Annotated in this window: 10 protein-coding genes; 7 read left to right on the top strand and 3 right to left on the bottom strand. The window is 71.1% G+C overall.

From position 1 onward, the window contains the following. Positions 1-154 precede the first annotated feature (154 nt). Positions 155-748 (bottom strand): carboxymuconolactone decarboxylase family protein, encoded by a 594-nt coding sequence (locus OIE47_RS20905; RefSeq protein ID WP_326556225.1) that lies wholly within the window; start codon positions 746-748, stop codon positions 155-157. Between the two features lie 82 nt (positions 749-830). Between OIE47_RS20905 and OIE47_RS20910 the strand changes: the two genes are divergently transcribed. The 3 genes from OIE47_RS20910 (at position 831) to OIE47_RS20920 (ending at position 6,866) form a co-directional block, all read left to right on the top strand. Next, the gene (locus tag OIE47_RS20910; protein WP_326556226.1) at positions 831-2,396 is read left to right on the top strand and encodes an alkaline phosphatase D family protein; all 1,566 of its coding nucleotides are present in this window, start codon (positions 831-833) and stop codon (positions 2,394-2,396) included. 384 nt (positions 2,397-2,780) lie between these two features. After that, on the top strand, positions 2,781-5,933 hold the full coding sequence (gene ileS, locus OIE47_RS20915; RefSeq protein WP_326556227.1) for an isoleucine--tRNA ligase: 3,153 nt from the start codon (positions 2,781-2,783) through the stop codon (positions 5,931-5,933). A 240-nt stretch (positions 5,934-6,173) separates the two neighbouring features. After that, positions 6,174-6,866 carry a lysophospholipid acyltransferase family protein gene (locus tag OIE47_RS20920; RefSeq protein ID WP_326556228.1) on the top strand — a complete coding sequence of 231 codons (693 nt, stop codon included), beginning with the start codon at positions 6,174-6,176 and terminating at the stop codon, positions 6,864-6,866. Between the two features lie 34 nt (positions 6,867-6,900). Here the strand turns inward: OIE47_RS20920 and OIE47_RS20925 are convergent, their stop codons facing one another. Together OIE47_RS20925 and OIE47_RS20930 are read right to left on the bottom strand one after the other, a co-directional pair. Next, positions 6,901-8,373 (bottom strand): cryptochrome/photolyase family protein, encoded by a 1,473-nt coding sequence (locus OIE47_RS20925; RefSeq protein WP_326556229.1) that lies wholly within the window; start codon positions 8,371-8,373, stop codon positions 6,901-6,903. Between the two features lie 81 nt (positions 8,374-8,454). Then, a complete protein-coding gene (locus OIE47_RS20930; protein ID WP_326556230.1) occupies positions 8,455-8,919 on the bottom strand; it encodes a hypothetical protein in 465 nt (154 codons plus the stop codon). Between OIE47_RS20930 and OIE47_RS20935 the strand changes: the two genes are divergently transcribed. The 4 genes from OIE47_RS20935 (at position 8,897) to OIE47_RS20950 (ending at position 16,345) form a co-directional block, all read left to right on the top strand. Next, a complete protein-coding gene (locus OIE47_RS20935; protein ID WP_326556231.1) occupies positions 8,897-9,529 on the top strand; it encodes a hypothetical protein in 633 nt (210 codons plus the stop codon). The two genes, OIE47_RS20930 and OIE47_RS20935, sit on opposite strands and share 23 nt — an antisense overlap. Before the next feature lie 750 nt (positions 9,530-10,279). Then, positions 10,280-12,256: a TIGR03960 family B12-binding radical SAM protein gene (locus OIE47_RS20940; RefSeq protein ID WP_326556232.1), complete on the top strand. Its 1,977-nt coding sequence runs from the start codon at positions 10,280-10,282 to the stop codon at positions 12,254-12,256. Between the two features lie 144 nt (positions 12,257-12,400). Continuing rightward, positions 12,401-13,120 (top strand): TIGR03936 family radical SAM-associated protein, encoded by a 720-nt coding sequence (locus OIE47_RS20945; RefSeq protein ID WP_326563185.1) that lies wholly within the window; start codon positions 12,401-12,403, stop codon positions 13,118-13,120. A gap of 138 nt (positions 13,121-13,258) precedes the next feature. Beyond that, positions 13,259-16,345, top strand: coding sequence for an Rne/Rng family ribonuclease (locus OIE47_RS20950; RefSeq protein ID WP_326556233.1), 3,087 nt, complete (start codon positions 13,259-13,261; stop codon positions 16,343-16,345). Positions 16,346-16,418: the final 73 nt, after the last annotated feature.

The raw sequence follows: 16,418 nt of genomic DNA on the forward strand, positions 1-16,418 counted from the left end.
GTGGCCACGGCCAGGGGCGGGTGGCGACCGCCGGGAACGGCCGGCCGGGTCGAGCTGGATGGTGATGAGTGGTGCGAGGGGACCATCCGGCCGACCCGGCCGCGCTCCGGTCAGGCCTCGGGTCGGGCCTGTTCAGCCCTCGGTCGGGCCTTGTTCAGACCTCGGTCGGTGTCTGGGCGTGGACGGTCACCGCGACCCGGTTCCACACGTTGATGGTGGCGATCGCGACCACCAGGTCGGCGAGTTCCTTCTCCGACCACACCTTGGCCGCCCCGTCCCAGACCTCGTCCGAGACACCGTGCTCGCCCAACCTGGTCACCTCGTCGGTGAGGGCCAGGGCGGCACGCTCCCGCTCGTCGAAGAGGGATGACTCCCGCCAGGCGGAGACCGCGAACAGCCGCCGACTCGACTCGCCCGCCGCCAGCGCGTCCCGACTGTGCATGTCGACGCAGAACGCACACCCGTTGATCATCGACGCCCTGAGCTTGACCAGCTCCAACACGGTGTGGTCGACGTTCTTCTGGACATAGCCCTCCAGCCCGGCCACCGCCCGGTACGCCTCCGGCGCCACCCGCCCGATATCCATCCGCTGCTGCACTCCGCACCTCCTCGACCCGCCGTCGCCGGCCCCTTGACCGCCGTACGGCACCGCTTTTGGTTGCGTCTCGTGGACGGGCGGGTCGGTGGGGACGTGACGGGACCGGGGTGTGATCCGGGTCATCCGGTCGTTCGCATCCAGTTCGGACATCGGTCACCTCCACCGCGTGGAGGAGCCACCTCCGGTCGATAGACAACCCTGGTCAACGCCCCACCGACCGTGGAGGAATCGAATGACCTCACTCGATCGACGTACCCTGTTGCGCGCCGGACTGGTCAGCGGCGCCGGACTCGCCGGCGGAGCGCTGCTCGGCGCGGCCGGTGCGTCCGCCGGCGGACCCGCCGCCCCGGCCTGGCGGCCCAGCGGGCGACCGGTGCTCACCCACGGCGTGCAGAGCGGCGACGCCACCGCCGACTCCGCGGTGGTCTGGACCCGGGCGGACCGGGCCGGTCGACTGCACGTCGAGGTCAGCCGCCGGCCCGACTTTCGCGGGGCCCGCCGGATCCGCGGGCCGCTGCTGGCCCCGTCCGGCGACTTCACCGGCAAGGTACGCCTGCGTGACCTGCCCGGCGGCGAGCGGCTGCACTACCGGGTACGGGTGGAGAGCCTGGATCGACCCGGCCTGCTCAGCGAGCCCCTGGTCGGGTCGCTGCGTACCGCCCCGGGGTCGGGGCGCCGGGCGGACCTGCGGTTCGTCTGGACCGGTGACATCGTCGGTCAGGGCTGGGGCATCGCGTCCGACTTCGGCGGCATGAAGATCTTCGAGTCGATGCGGGCGGTCCGGCCGGACTTCTTCCTGTGTAGCGGGGACACCGTCTACTCCGACGGACCGCTGGCCGAGACGGTGGCGCTGCCCGACGGGCGGATCTGGCGCAACCTGGTCACCCCGGAGAAGAGCAAGGTCGCCGAGACCCTGGCCGAGTACCGGGGGCAGTTCGCGTACAACCTGCTCGACGAACACCTGCGGGCGTTCGCCGCCGAGGTGCCGCAGATCAACCAGTGGGACGACCACGAGGTGACCAACAACTGGTACCCGGGGGAGATCCTCGCCGACGACCGGTACACCGAGAAGCGGGTCGACGTACTCGCCGGGCGGGCCCGGCAGGCGTTCCACGAGTGGCTGCCGACCCCGGGCGACGGGCGGCTCTACCGGAAGCTGTCGTACGGGCCGCTGCTCGACGTGTTCGTACTCGACATGCGGACGTACAAGGACGCCAACGACGGCAACACGTACGCCGATCCGAACCGGGGGCTGCTCGGGCGGGCCCAGCGGGAGTGGCTGATCCGGGAGCTGAAGCAGTCCCGGGCGACCTGGAAGGTGATCGCCAACGACCTGCCGATCGGGCTGGTCGTACCGGACGGGTCGACCGCTCAGGAAGGGGTGGCGCAGGGCGACAACGGGCTGCCCGCCGGGCGTGAACTGGAGTTCGCCGAGGTGCTCCGGGCGGCGCACCGCGGCGGCGTACGCGGGATCGTCTTCGTGACCGCGGACGTCCACTACACGGCGGCGCACCACTACGACCCGGCGCGGGCGGCGGTGCGCGACTTCACCCCGTTCTGGGAGTTCGTCTCCGGGCCGGCGCACGCCGGTGCGTTCGGCCCGAACGCGCTGGACGGGACGTTCGGCCCCAAGGCGGTCTTCGTCAACGCCCCGCCCGCGGCCAACACCTCGCCGGCCGACGGCTTCCAGCACTTCGGCGAGGTCACCATCAACGCCCACTCGGCGGACCTGACCGTCCACCTCCGCAACCGCAACGGCCACTCCCTCTGGTCCACCACCCTCCCCGCCCCCCGCTAACCGGCGCGTTGATCATGAAGTTAGCGACGGTTCGATCATCGTTCCGTGTTGCTAACTTCATGATCAACGCCCTGGGGGTGGGTGGAGGTGGGGTTAGTCGGGGGCGGGGTTGGGGGTGGGGCGGGTAGGGTGGGGGGACAGGCGATGATCTGGCTATCACCGGGGAGCCTCCGGAAGAAACGGTGGGATCCCGTGAGGGGTGCCGGCGGAGTAGAACCGGACGGGGCCGGCCCGTCACAGCCGACGAACGAGCGGGCGGTCGATCCTGACCGTCAAGCGGGGTGGTACCGCGGGTCCCGCGGCGCGTCGGCTGTCCGGCGTACCGTTTCGGGCTCGTCCTCGCAGTCCACTGACAGTGAGCTGCACCGAGGAGAGCGACCCCCGATGGCGTATCCCAAGCACGCGTCCGACAGCACGGGCGTACCGGCGAGCCCCGACCTGCCCGCGGTCGAGCGCCGCGTGCTGGAGCACTGGACCTCGGACAAGACGTTCGAGGCGAGCGTCGAGCAGCGACCGGCCGGCGACAACGGCGCCAACGAGTACGTCTTCTACGACGGCCCGCCGTTCGCCAACGGCCTGCCGCACTACGGCCACCTCTTCACCGGCTACGTCAAGGACGTGGTCCCGCGCTACCAGACCATGCGCGGCCGGCGGGTCGAGCGGCGGTTCGGCTGGGACACCCACGGCCTGCCCGCCGAGGTGGTCGCCGAACGGCAGCTCGGCATCACCACCAAGGCCGAGATCATCGACCTCGGGGTGGCGAAGTTCAACGACGTCTGCCGTACGTCGGTGCTGCAGTACACCCAGGACTGGGAGCGGTACGTCAACCGGCAGGCCCGCTGGGTCGACTTCGGCAACGACTACAAGACCCTCGACCTGGACTACATGGAAAGCGTCATGTGGGCCTTCCAGACCCTGCACAAGAAGGGCCTGATCTACGAGGGCTTCCGGGTCCTGGCGTACTGCATGCGCTGCGAGACGCCGCTGTCGAACACCGAGACCCGGATGGACGACGTCTACCGGGAGCGGCACGACCCGACGCTGACCGTCTGGTTCCAGCTCGACCCGACCGCCGACGGCCAGCCCGGCGAGAAGATCGGCGTCTGGACCACCACCCCGTGGACCCTCCCGTCGAACCTGGCGCTCGCCGTCGGCCCGGACATCGAGTACGCCGTACTCGAGCGCGACGGCCAGCGGTACATCGTCGGTGCCGCGCGCGTCGGTGCGTATGCCAAGGAGTTGGAGGGGTACACCCAGGTCGGCACGGTGTACGGCCGTGACCTGGTCGGACGCCGCTACACCCCGCTGTACGACTTCCTGGTCGAGCCCGCCGGACCGAACGCGTTCCAGGTGCTCGGGGCGGAGTTCGTCACCACCGAGGACGGCACCGGTGTGGTCCACCTCGCCCCGGCGTTCGGTGAGGACGACCAGAACGCCTGCAACGCCGCCGGCATCCCGACCATCGTCACCGTGGACGACCACGCCCGGTTCACCGCGCTCGTGCCGACGTACCAGGGCGAGCAGGTCTTCGACGTCAACAAGCCGGTGATCCGGGAGCTGAAGGACCGGGGGGTGGTGCTGCGGCAGGACACGTACACCCACTCGTACCCGCACTGCTGGCGCTGCGACACCCCGCTGATCTACAAGGCGGTGTCGTCCTGGTTCGTGGAGGTGACCCGCTTCCGGGACCGGATGGTCGAGCTGAACCAGGAGATCAACTGGACGCCGGGGCACGTCAAGGACGGGTCGTTCGGCAAGTGGCTGGCGAACGCCCGCGACTGGTCGATCAGCCGTAACCGGTTCTGGGGGTCGCCGATCCCGGTCTGGAAGTCCGACGACCCGAACTACCCCCGGGTCGACGTCTACGGCTCGCTGGACGAGATCGAGCGGGACTTCGGCGTACGGATCACCGACCTGCACCGGCCGGTGGTCGACGACCTGGTACGCCCGAACCCGGACGACCCGACCGGCAAGTCGACGATGCGCCGGGTGCCGGAGGTCCTGGACTGCTGGTTCGAGTCCGGGTCGATGCCGTTCGCCCAGGTGCACTACCCGTTCGAGAACCGGGACTGGTTCGAGGACCACTACCCGGGCGACTTCATCGTCGAGTACATCGGCCAGACCCGCGGCTGGTTCTACACCATGCACGTACTGGCCACGGCGCTGTTCGACCGGCCCGCGTTCCGTAACTGCCTGGCGCACGGCATCCTGCAGGGCGCCGACGGGCGCAAGATGTCCAAGAGCCTGAACAACTACCCGGACGTCTACGGCGTCTTCGACTCGTACGGGTCGGATGCGATGCGCTGGATGCTGATGTCCTCGCCGGTGCTGCGCGGCGGTGACATGCCGGTGACCGAGGTCGGGATCCGGGACGCCGTACGTCAGGTGCTGCTGCCGCTCTGGAACGTCTGGTACTTCTTCTCCCTCTACGCCAACGCCGACGGCTACGAGGCGAAGCGAGTTGAACCGGAATCAGCGGTCAGTCTGCTGGACCGGTATGTGCTGGCGAAGGCGGGTGAGCTGGTCGGCACCGTGCAGACCCAGCTCGACGAGTACGACATCTCGGGCGCCTGTGCCACCGTGCGGTCGTTCCTCGACGCGCTCACCAACTGGTACGTCCGCCGTTCCCGGGACCGGTTCTGGTCCGGCGACCGGCAGGCGTTCGACACCCTCTACACCGTGCTGGAGACGCTCTGCCGGGTGGTCGCACCGCTGGCGCCGCTGACCGCCGAGGAGATCTGGCGGGGGTTGACCGGTGAACGCTCGGTGCACCTGACCGACTGGCCGGACGCGGCCGAGTTCCCGGCCGACCACGACCTGGTCAGCGCGATGGACAACGCCCGTACGGTCTGCTCGGTGGCGCTGTCGCTGCGCAAGGCGAAGGGGCTGCGGGTACGCCTGCCGCTGTCGTCGCTGACCGTGGCCAGCTCGAACGCGAACGCCCTGGAACCGTTCGCCGACCTGATCGCCGACGAGGTCAACGTCAAGACGGTCCTGTTCACCACCGAACTGGCCGGCTACTGCGAGCAGGTCCTGACGGTGGTGCCCCGGGCACTCGGGCCGCGCATCGGCGGGCAGGTCCAGACGGTGATCAAGGCGGTCAAGGCGGGTGACTGGTCGCTGGTCGACGGTGCCCCGGTCGCCGCCGGGGTCACCCTCCAGGAGGGCGAGTACGAGCTGCGCCTGGTCGCCGCCGACGTCGAGCACTCGGCACCGTTGCCGGGTGGCGAGGGGGTGGTGGTGCTGGACACCACGGTCACCGCCGAACTCGCCGCCGAGGGACTGGCCCGGGACGTCGTACGGGTGGTGCAGCAGGCCCGTCGGGCGGCCGACCTGGACGTGTCGGACCGGATCGGGGTGGCCCTGTCGGCGTCCCCGGAGGTGGCGGCGGCGGTCGAGGCGTACCACGACTTCGTCGCGACCGAGGTGCTCGCCGATCTGATCACGGTCAACGCGACCACCGGCGAACTGCCGGGCGCCTTCACCGGCGAGGTCGGCGAGGGCGAGCCGGTCGCGGTGACCGTCCAACGCGCCTGAGCGAAGGGAAGGGCCCCTTCTCATCGCGTTCCGGGTGGGGAGGGGCCCTCCTCGACCACCGTCCGACCGCGCCCGGCAGCCGGGCGAGGCGTCGATGGCGGTGGTCGTGGAGGGGGTTGGCCGGCGGTCGGTGAGATGGAACGCTGGCGATGCTGAAGTCGGAGCGACTCTGGCCTACCATCGGTGCGGCGGCGAGGGCCGTCGCGACCGGTGGGCCCGGCGCTGACCAGGGGAGGCCGCGTGCCGCTGCTCTACACCGTCGGCAAAGTCACCGTCGGTACCGCGATGAACCTGGTGTGGCGGCCGACGGTCGAGGGGCTGGAGAACGTACCGACCAGTGGCGGCGCGATCATCGCGGGCAACCACCTCTCGGTTGCCGACGAGCTTTTCCTCGGCTCGGTGGTGCCCCGGCACATCTCCTTCTGGGCCAAGGCGGAGTACTTCACCGGGACCGGGTTCCGGGGCTGGCTGAGCCGGTCGGTGATCGGCGGGCTGGGCGCGATCCGGGTCGAACGCGGTGGCGGACGGGCCGCCCTCTCGGCCTTCGACGGGGCGATCCCGGTGCTGCGCGGCGGCGAACTGGTCGCGATCTATCCCGAGGGCACCCGGTCGCCCGACGGGCGCCTCTACCGGGGGCGTACCGGCACGGCCCGGCTGGCGATGGCGGCCGGGGTGCCGATCATCCCGGTCGGCATGATCGGGACCGACCGGGTCCAGCCCATCGGTGTCCGGGTGCCCCGGCCCAACGCCCGCGGCGTCGTGGTGCGTTTCGGCAAGCCGATCGACGTGAGCGGACGGCAGGACGACCGCACCACGCTGCGCGAGGTCACCGACGAGCTGATGGCCGAGATCCAACGGCTCACCGGCCAGGAGTACGTGCCTCGGTACGCCCCGGCGCGGGTGAGCCCGACCTCCGACCCCACCGACGGCTGACCACGATCCGGCCCGGTGCCGAACCGGCTCCGGGTCACGGTGCCTGCGACCCGCGTTCCTTCTCCTGGTCCCGGATCGCGGGTACGTCGTCGAGCCGGTCGAGTTGGCGCAGGGTGCGTACCAACCGGGGACTGCTGGGCAGGCGTTCCCGGTTGCGGTCGAGGAAGACCCAGTGCCCGGCGGTGTACGGGCAGGCGTTCTCGCCGAGGTGCTGCTTCGGGTCGTACCGGCAGCCCCCGCAGTAGTCGCTCATCCTGTTGACGTACGCCCCGCCGCCCACGTACGGCTTGGTGCTCAACTGGCCGAGGTCGGCGTACGGGTTCATGCCGACGACGTTGGCGGTCAGCACCCACTCGTGGCCGTCGACGAACGACCGCTGGAACCAGTCGACCACCTCCGACGGGCGCCACCCGCGCTGCAACGCGTAGTTGGCGAGAACCATGAGTCGGGGGACGTGATGGACCCAGCCCCGGTCCCGTACCCCGGCCAGGACGTCGGCGAGGCAGCGGGCCTGGACCGCGTCGGCGTCGAGATTGCCGAACCACGCCGGCAGCGATCTGCGGGCGCCGACCCGGTCGCCCCCACGGTGGCCGGCGTCGAAGTACCAGTAGAGGTGCCAGACGAAGTCCCGCCAGCCGAGAAGCTGACGGACGAATGCCTCCACACTGGATAGCGGCGCGTCCTGCTCCCGGTAGGCCTGCTCGGCGCCCCGGATCGCCTCCATCGGATCGAGCAGACCGAGGTTGAGCGACGGCGAGAGCAGGCTGTGCGCCATGAACGGGTCGGTGCCGAGCATCGCGTTCTCGTACGGCCCGAAACTCGGTAGCCGGTGCCGCAGGAAGTGCCGCAGCCGGTCGGTCGCCTCGGCCCGGGTGGCGGGGAACAGCCGGGGCCCGTCCCGGCCCACGAACCGGATGCCCTCCGCCGCCCACCGGTCCAGGTCGTACCGGACCTCCGCGTCGATGTCGTCCTCCTCCGGCAGCGGCGGTGGGGGGACGTCGAGGGGTTCGGACTCCTTCGGCGGCGGCTGCCGGTTGTCGGCGTCGAGGCTCCACCGGCCCCCGACCGGATCGTCGCCGTCGAGCAGCACCCGGTGCTGGCGGCGGGCGTGGCGGTAGAAGTCGTCCAGCCGCATCGCACCCCGCCGGTCGTCGGCCCAGGCGGTGAAGTCGGTGGTGCTGGTGACAAAACCGCGAGGCGGCAGCACGGTCACCCGCTCCAGGGACCGCACCAGGTCACGGGCTCGACGCGAGGTCGGGTGGCAGACCTCGACCGGTTCGGGGACCTGCCGCAGGCCATCCCGGTACGTCTCCGCCCGTACATAGGTTGCCTGGTCGCCAAGCTCGGCGGCCCGGTGCCGGAGCGCGGACAGGATCAGGTGGGCCTTCTGCCGGTGGAACGCGCGGCGGCGGAACACCGCTTTCGACTCGATCAGGAGTACCTGCTGGTCGTGGTCGTCGAGGAAGTGCGGCCCGAGTTGGTCTGCGAAGATCCAGCGCCGCGACATGACCCGATTCTGCCCGGCGTGGCTGTGTTCACCCGTAGCCCGCCCGTGGATCAGCTGTGTCTCCGGTCACATGAAGTATGGTCATTCGTGACGGATGATCTCGGTCCGGAGTCGGGCCAGCAGGTCCGCACTGTCCTGTACCGACAGTTGGGTGAACAGGACAGTGCCGAGGCTGCCGTGGTCGGCCCAGGAGCAGATCACGACGTCACTGCGTCCGGCCTGACCGACGCCGCAGCGCTGGAACTCGCCCCGTACCCCGGTGTCGATCGGCTGGACATCGCTCAGCGCGTACTCGTTGCCGAGTTGCGCCATCGCGGCGTCGAGATCCTGTTCCGGGTTCCACCGGAAGCCCGTGCTGCCGAAGATGGTGACGACCTTCTCGTTCGGGTCGGTGTAGACCCCGGCGAAGGTGTCGCCGAACAGATCACTCGTGGCCATCTGCTCCCTGAGCTGGTCGGTGAGCTGCTCGCTGGCCCTGTCCTCCCGCTTGTGCAGGTCGAACACCTCGGCCGGCAGGGTGGCGGTGACCGGGTACTGCTCCCACATCGGCTTGGCGTACCAGCCCGGCACCCCGCAGCAGCAGGCAACGCCGAGCAGCGACAGCACCAGCATCACCCTCGGCCAGCGCCGCCGGCGCCGACCGGTCACCGCCACGTACCCGGGCGGCGCCTGCCATCCCGGCGGCGGCGCGGCGGTGGGGCCCCGGCCGGGCGGCGGATCGTCGCGGCGTCCGCGCCGGGCCCTCGCCGGCACCTTGGCCACCGGGACGGGTGCCGGGGCCGGCGGCCGACCGGACCGGGCCGGCGGGGGAGGAGGCGGCGGCGGGGGAACGGCGGCCGGCGGGGCCGGCGGCGGGCCCGCCGAGAACGGCCGGGTCGCGGGGTACGGACGCACCGGCGGATGCGGCGAAACCGGCGGGTACGCCTGCGCCGGCGCCCCGGCCCGGTACGGCTCGCCCCCCGCCGTCGGTCGGTACGGCTCCGCCGGCGAGACCGGCTGGTACGGCTCTGCCGGCGAGACCGGCTGGTACGGCTCTGCCGGCGAGACCGGCTGGTACGGCTCTGCCGGCGAGATCGACGCCACGTGTGCCGCCCACGGCTCCGGATCCGCCGCCGCCCACGGGTCGACCGGGGTGTCCCGGTCCGGGATCTCCTGACCGTGGTGGCTGTGCCCGTGGCCACCCTGGTCGTGCTGTCCCTGACCGTGGTGACCCTGCCCCGGATGGCCCTGGTCGCGGTGGTCCGGTTCGACGGCCGGTAACCGCAGGGTCGGGTTGCGGGGGGCCGGCACGCCCCGATTCCCGCCGCCCAGGGAACGGCGTTTCTTCGGCGCCGGTGGAGGAACCGCCGCCGATCCGGTCCAGCGCGGCGGCGCCGGCTCGGTCACCGGCTCGTCCGTAGCGGATGCTGTCGTCTCCCGGACCTTCGTCGGGGGCGTGGCTGGCGCTTCCGGGGTCTCAGCCCTGGTCGGAGGTGTGTCCGGCGAGGCTTCGGGGGTCTCCACCTTTGTCGGGGGCGTGTCCGGCGACGTTTTCGGGGTCCCCGCCTCTGTCGGTGGCTGGTCCGTGGGGGCGTCGGCTGTTGGTGTCCCGGTCGGGCGGGTGTCCGGGCCGGTCGGTGGCTCCGGGTCCGCGGTGGCGGTCGGCTCGGCGGGCCGCCGCTCCGGTTTCGGGGCGGGGACCGATGGCTCGGACGGTCGGGACTGGCCTGCCGGTGGGGTGACTTCCGGCTGTGGCTCCGGCATCGGGTTGTGCTCCTCTCGCGCGCCCGTACGAGGGTAGTAGCGGCGGGCCACTGCGGCATCGACGGCCACCGGGGCATCAACCTCCACGCGCTTCGGCGACTTACGCGGCCCGCCGGGCATATGGCAACCGGTCGGCCGGGCGCGCCGCGTACCCTTGGCGGTCATGAGCGTCCCGACGACCACGACCGGCCACAGCAACAGCATCTGGCCGCAGCTCGAGCCACTGTTGCCGAAGGTGAGCAAGCCCATCCAGTACGTGGGCGGCGAACTGGGGGCGGTTGTCAAGGAGTGGGAGTCGGCGACCGTACGCTGGGCGCTGATGTATCCGGACGCGTACGAGGTGGGGCTGCCCAACCAGGGCGTGCAGATCCTCTACGAGGTGCTCAACGAGCAGCCCGACGTGCTCGCCGAGCGGACGTACGCGGTCTGGCCCGACCTCGAGGCATTGATGCGCGAGCACCGGGTGCCGCAGTTCACCGTCGAGGCGCACCGGCCGGTCGGCACCTTCGACCTGTTCGGCATCTCGTTCAGCACCGAACTGGGCTACACCAACCTGCTCACCGCGATCGACCTCGCCGGCATGCCGATGCTCGCCGCCGACCGGACCGACAACGACCCGGTGATCGTGGCCGGTGGGCACGCCGCGTTCAACCCGGAGCCGATCGCCGACTTCATCGACGCGGCGGTCCTCGGCGACGGTGAGGAAGCCGTACTCGAGATCACCGCGATCGTGCGGCAGTGGAAGAACGAAGGATCTCCGGGCGGGCGCGACGAGCTGCTGCTGCGGCTCGCCCGGACCGAGAGCGTCTACGTACCGAAGTTCTACGACGTCGACTACCTGCCCGACGGCCGGATCCAGCGGGTCGTGCCGAACCGGGCGGACGTGCCGTTCCGGGTACACAAGCGCACGACGATGGACCTCGACGCGTGGCCGTACCCGAAGAAGCCCCTGGTCCCGCTCGCCGAAACGGTGCACGAGCGGTACGCGGTGGAGATCTTTCGGGGTTGCACCCGGGGTTGCCGGTTCTGCCAGGCCGGCATGATCACCCGCCCGGTACGCGAGCGGTCGATCACCACGGTCGGGCAGATGGTCCGGGACGGGCTGGAGTTCTCCGGCTTCTCCGAGGTCGGTCTGCTCTCGCTCTCCTCGGCCGACCACTCCGAGATCGGCGACATGTGCTCCGGCCTGGCCGAGCAGTACGCCGGCACCAACGTCTCGCTCTCGCTGCCCTCCACCCGGGTCGACGCGTTCAACATCGACCTGGCCCAGGAGCTGTCCCGCAACGGCCGTCGCACCGGGCTGACCTTCGCACCCGAGGGCGGCTCGGAGCGGATCCGCAAGGTGATCAACAAGATGGTGTCGGAGGAGGACCTGATCCGCACCGTGGTCACCGCGTACACCAACGGGTGGCGGCAAGTGAAGCTCTACTTCATGTGCGGGCTGCCGAGCGAGACCGACGAGGACGTACTCCAGATCGCCCGGCTCGCGCACGAGGTGATCAAGGCCGGGCGGGCGGCGACGGGGTCGAAGGACATCCGCTGCACCGTCTCCATCGGCGGTTTCGTACCCAAGCCGCACACCCCGTTCCAGTGGGCGAAGATGGAGACGCCGGAGGTCATCGACAACCGCCTCCGGCTCCTCAAGCAGGCGATCAACTCCGACCGGTCGCTGGGCCGGGCGATCAGCTACCGCTATCACGACGGCGAGCCGTCGCTGATCGAAGGGCTGCTCTCCCGTGGTGACCGCCGGGTCGGCGCGGTGATCCGCCGCGTCTGGGAGGGCGGCGGCCGGTTCGACGGCTGGAGCGAGCACTTCTCCTACCAGCGCTGGGTGACCGCCGCCGCCGAGGTCCTGCCGACCTTCGGTGTCGACCTGGACTGGTACACCACCCGCCAGCGCGAGGAGCTGGAGGTCCTGCCCTGGGACCACCTCGACTCCGGCCTGGACAAGGACTGGCTCTGGCAGGACTGGCAGGACTCGATGTCCGAGTTCGAGCAGGATGACTGCCGGTGGACCCCGTGTTTCGACTGCGGCGTCTGTCCCTCAATGGACACCGAGATCCAGATCGGGCCGACCGGCAAGAAACTGCTGCCGCTCACCCCGCTCAACTCCGGGCTGCGAGCGCCGGCCGGCGCCTGACCAGGGCTGCCGCCGGCCGCCGCAGGCCGTACCCATCCGAGCCGGACGGGCCACGCCCGCTCGGCCGCCACACCGAGGAGCACCACGATCAGCAAGAAAAACCAGCCAGAGGGTGGTCAGGCGCCGGTCGTACAGCGGATCCGGATCAGGTACGCCAAGCGCGGGCCGCTCCGGTTCACCTCGCACCGCGACTTCGCCCGCGCGTTCGAGCGGGCCCTGCGCCGTGCCGGCGTACCGGTGGCCTTCTCCCAGGGCTTCACCCCACACCCCAAGATCTCGTACGCCAGCGCGGCACCCACCGGTACCGCGAGCGAGGCGGAGTACCTGGAGGTCGGGCTGCAGGCCGAGGTCGACCCGGAGGCACTGCGGGTCGCCCTCGACGCCTCCCTGTCGCCCGGACTCGACGTGATCGAGGTGGTGGTCGCGCACGGCGGCAGCCTGGCCGACCGGATCGACGCCTCGCACTGGCGGATCGAGTTGCCGGGGATCGGGCCCGACGTGGCACGGCAGGCGGTGGAGAAGTTCCGGGCCTCGTCCGAGGTACTGGTCGAGCGCCTGACCAAGCAGGGCCGGCGTACGTTCGACGCCCGGGACGCAGTCAGCAGGCTCGATGTGATCGACCAGACTGGGGCACCTTCCGAGGTCGCGGGCGTACCGTGTGCGATACTCGACCTAGTCATACGGCAGGTCACTCCGTCCGTACGACCCGATGACGTCCTTTCCGGCCTCCGCGTGGTGGCCGACCTGGAGCCGCCGGTGCCGCCAAGGGCTACCCGGCTGGCGCAGGGCAGTTTGACCGCGCACGGGGCGATCGCGGATCCGTTGGAGGCGGACCGCGACGGGGCAACCATCGGTGAACGCTGATCGATTCCGGCCAGCGCTCAAGTGTTAGCCAGACTTCGGTAGTCGTGCACCTGGACGCGCTGCCGGAAACACCTTTGCGGCAACCCTGCGTGGCAGCGCTCACCCGCGCCCGGGGCAGCCAGAACTGGAGAACGTCCAATGCTCGACAACGAGCCCGAGGGCGGCGAACGGACCGGCTCCCAGCCGGCCGGTGACCCCGCCGAGACCAACGACACCACGCCCGTGCGGCGCACCCGTACCACCAGGCGGCGAACGCCGTCGGCCACCGCCGAGACGACGGAGGGCGGCGCTCCGGTGGAGGCACCGGGCGAGGCCCGTACCGGCTCCGACGAGGCACCGCAGGCCGAGGTCTTCGCCCCGGTCGCCGGAGACACCGAGCCGGCGCCGAAAGTCACCCGGCGACGTCGAAAGGCGACCACCGCCGACAAGCGGGACGAACCGCCGGCGGTTGTCGGTGAACTCGGCGCGGGCGGCGAGGCCGACCCCGAACTGACCGCCTCCGGCGGAGACTCCACCCAGCTCACGGGCACCGCACCGGTCGACAGCCCCACCCCGGCCGAAGAGCCCGAGCCCACCCCGCCGGTCAAGGTCACCCGTACCCGGCGGCGCAAGGCCGTACCGGCGGCGGTCGAGGCCGAGAACATCCCCGCCGAGCCCGAGGTGACCGCGGTGACGCCGCCGGTCGCCCCGCCCGCAGCCGAGCAGGCCGCCCCCGCCACCGACGCGGAGCAGGTGCCGCCGGGTGTCGCCGTACCGCCGACCGCCGAGACCGCACCGAGCGGCCCCGACCTCGCCGAGCCGGCCGAGGAGGAGGTGCCGCGCACCCGTCGTCGTCGCGCCGCCCTCTCCGCCCCCACCGTGCTGTTCATGGCCCCCGAGCCGGAGATCCCGCCGTCGCGGCCGACCACTCCGCCACCGGCGGTGCTGATCGAGCCGGTCGTCGCGCCCACCGACAACGAGATCATGGCCGAGGAGATCGAGGCCGAGCCGGTCGAGACCTCCCGTCGCAGGCGGCGCGGGCGCCGTACCGGTGAGCCGACCGAGCAGGTCGTCGACCTGGTCGAACCCGCCACCGACGCCGCCACCGACGGTGAGTCGGAGCCGGTCGACCTGGACGAGGACGACGAGGACGAGGACGACGAGGCCGGTGGCCGCCGCCGTCGCCGTCGCGGACGTCGGGGTCGGGGCCGGGGCAAGGGCCCGACCGACGAGCTCGAAGACGAGGAAACCGAGGAACCGGCGCAGGCCGACGCCGAGGCCGAGGCGGAAGACGACGAGGACGACGACACCGAGGGGGGCGACGGGCTGACCCGTCGTCGCCGTCGCCGCCGCCGCAAGGGCGCCGGGGACAGCCCCGAGGGTGGTGCGAGCGCCGACGACGGCGTACACACCGTCGTCAAGATCCGTGAGCCCCGCCGGACCTCCGACGAGGTGCAGGGTGTCTCCGGGTCGACCCGGCTGGAGGCGAAGCGGCAGCGCCGGCGCGATGGGCGCGAGCAGCGCCGTACCCGGCCGCCGATCCTGAGCGAGTCGGAGTTCCTGGCCCGCCGCGAGGCGGTCGACCGGGTGATGGTGGTCCGTCAGCGCGGCGACCGTACCCAGATCGCCGTGCTCGAGGACGGGGTGCTGGTCGAGCACTACGTCACCCGGGCCACCTCCGGCACCATGGCCGGCAACGTCTACCTGGGCAAGGTGCAGAACGTCCTGCCCAGCATGGAGGCGGCGTTCGTCGACGTCGGGCGCGGCCGCAACGCCGTCCTGTACGCCGGTGAGGTCAACTGGGACATGAGCGGCCTGGAGGGACGGGCCCGCTCGATCGAGCACGCGCTGCGCTCCGGCGACTCCGTGCTGGTCCAGGTGACCAAAGACCCGATCGGTCACAAGGGCGCGCGGCTGACCAGCCACATCGCCCTCTCCGGTCGGCACCTGGTCTACGTACCGAACGGCAACGCCTCCGGGATCAGCCGCAAGCTGCCGGACAACGAGCGCAAGCGGTTGCGCGACGTACTCAAGAAGCTGGTCCCGGACGGCGCGGGCGTGATCGTCCGGACCGCCGCCGAGGGCGCCAGCGAGGACGAACTCGCCCGCGACGTCAAGCGGTTGCAGGCGCAGTGGGAGGACATCCAGGCCCGGGCCGCCGAGGGCGGTGCTCCTGCTCCGCTCTACGAGGAGCCCGACCTGGTCATCCGGGTGGTCCGCGACCTGTTCAACGAGGACTTCCAAGAGCTGTTGGTGCAGGGCGACGAGGCGTACAGCCAGGTCGAGTCGTACCTGGCGCACGTCTCGCCGGACCTGGTGGCCCGGTTGCACCGGCACACCGGTACGGGCGACGTCTTCGTGGAGCGGCGGATCGACGAGCAGATCCTCAAGGGCCTGGACCGCAAGGTCTACCTGCCCTCCGGTGGTCACCTGGTGATCGACCGGACCGAGGCGATGACCGTCGTCGACGTCAACACCGGCAAGTACACCGGTGCCGGCGGCAACCTCGAGGAGACGGTCACCCGGAACAACCTGGAAGCGGCCGAGGAGATCGTCCGCCAGCTCCGGTTGCGGGACCTCGGCGGCATCGTCGTGATCGACTTCATCGACATGGTGCTGGAGTCCAACCGTGAGCTGGTGCTGCGCCGGCTCACCGAGTGCCTCGGCCGGGACCGGACCAAGCACCAGGTCACCGAGATCACCTCGCTGGGTCTGGTGCAGATGACCCGTAAGCGGATCGGTGCCGGGCTGCTGGAGGCGTTCAGCGAGACCTGTGACTGCTGCAAGGGCCGTGGCGTGATCATCCACACCGAGCCGGTGCCGGAGAAGCGTCCCCAGGCCAGCGCGAACGGCGGCGGCGACCGGGTGAAGGCGGTCGCCTCGGCGACCGTACCGAGCACCACCGCCGCGTCGGCCGCTCCGGCGACCGAGGCGGCACCGGCGGTCAGCCGGCGTACCCGGGCCCGCAAGAGTGCGGCACCGGAGCGGGTTGCGGTCGAGATCGCCGACTCCGACGAGATCGACACCATGGGGTACGACCTGTCGCGTTACGAGGTCGACACGACCGAGGCGCCGGACGACACCGACGCCGGCTCGACCGGGTCCGCCCGGTTGGCCGGTGCGGACGACCCGGACGCGTTGGGCGAGAGCGGAGAGCTCGACGAGGACGGCGAGCCGACCGAGGGTGGTGCCGGTGGCCGGCGGCGGTCGCGTCGCGGTGGCACGCGGCGGCGTACCCGTCCCTGACCCCCACCCGATCGACGTCGGGCGCCGATCTGATCGATCTTGTGCTCCGCACCGGTTGCGTACGACGCGCCGG

It is taken from the genome of Micromonospora sp. NBC_01796 (assembly GCF_035917455.1).
Lineage (GTDB): Bacteria > Actinomycetota > Actinomycetes > Mycobacteriales > Micromonosporaceae > Micromonospora_G.

What these genes read in the sequence shown, in the direction of transcription:
- OIE47_RS20905 (WP_326556225.1), bottom strand. Translation starts at nt 748, where the DNA reads ATGTCCGAACTGGATGCGAACGACCGGATGACCCGGATCACACCCCGG.
- OIE47_RS20910 (WP_326556226.1), top strand. Translation starts at nt 831, where the DNA reads ATGACCTCACTCGATCGACGTACCCTGTTGCGCGCCGGACTGGTCAGC.
- ileS (WP_326556227.1), top strand. Translation starts at nt 2,781, where the DNA reads ATGGCGTATCCCAAGCACGCGTCCGACAGCACGGGCGTACCGGCGAGC.
- OIE47_RS20925 (WP_326556229.1), bottom strand. Translation starts at nt 8,373, where the DNA reads ATGTCGCGGCGCTGGATCTTCGCAGACCAACTCGGGCCGCACTTCCTC.
- OIE47_RS20930 (WP_326556230.1), bottom strand. Translation starts at nt 8,919, where the DNA reads ATGTGGGAGCAGTACCCGGTCACCGCCACCCTGCCGGCCGAGGTGTTC.
- OIE47_RS20940 (WP_326556232.1), top strand. Translation starts at nt 10,280, where the DNA reads ATGAGCGTCCCGACGACCACGACCGGCCACAGCAACAGCATCTGGCCG.
- OIE47_RS20950 (WP_326556233.1), top strand. Translation starts at nt 13,259, where the DNA reads ATGCTCGACAACGAGCCCGAGGGCGGCGAACGGACCGGCTCCCAGCCG.